Source organism: Pseudoblastomonas marina, from assembly GCF_014641655.1.
In the GTDB taxonomy this organism is placed as follows: Bacteria; Pseudomonadota; Alphaproteobacteria; order Sphingomonadales; family Sphingomonadaceae; genus Alteriqipengyuania_A; species Alteriqipengyuania_A marina.
Genome location: NZ_BMID01000049.1, coordinates 1 through 562 on the forward strand (window position 1 = coordinate 1; position 562 = coordinate 562).

Annotated in this window: 1 tRNA gene; it reads right to left on the reverse strand. The window is 49.1% G+C overall.

The features are described from left to right. Positions 1-84: 84 nt before the first annotated feature. Positions 85-156 (reverse strand) — tRNA-Ala (locus IEW49_RS13515). Positions 157-562: the final 406 nt, after the last annotated feature.

Below are 562 nucleotides of genomic sequence, written 5' to 3' on the forward strand. Positions count from 1 at the left end.
CCCTCCTCTTCCCCCCCCGCAAACCTGCCCCCCCCTGCAGTACTGCAGGGTGGGGAAGGGGAGGGGGCAAAGGAGGGGGGGAGATGGAGATACAAGGATTTGAACCTTGACAAGCAATGAGCAAGATTGCTGTACTACCAATTATACTATACCCCCTTATTAATTGAGTGCGCCATAATAAATATGGAATCTTCCGTTTCCCTCCCTTCGGGGGGAGTTAATTTTTTTTAGCTTCCCCCCTGCAGTACTGCAGGGCGGGGGGACGGCTAAAAAAAAAATAAGCTGGCTAGCTAGCGGGGCAGCAATGTAGCCGCCCCATCATAGTATTCATCTTTATATTTATACATATATTAATAAAAAAGTGTGTGCATTTATCCGAAGAAGGACTTGAACCTTCACAGCTTGAAGCCCACATGTTTTAAGCATGTTATGTCTACCATTCCATCACTCGGATTTAAGTTAACAATTTATATTCACGGCTGCTTATTTAGCTAGCTTCGCACCAAGCAGCCCTCCTCCCCCCCCCCTCCTGGGCGGGCCCCCATCTTTCCCCCGCCCTGCA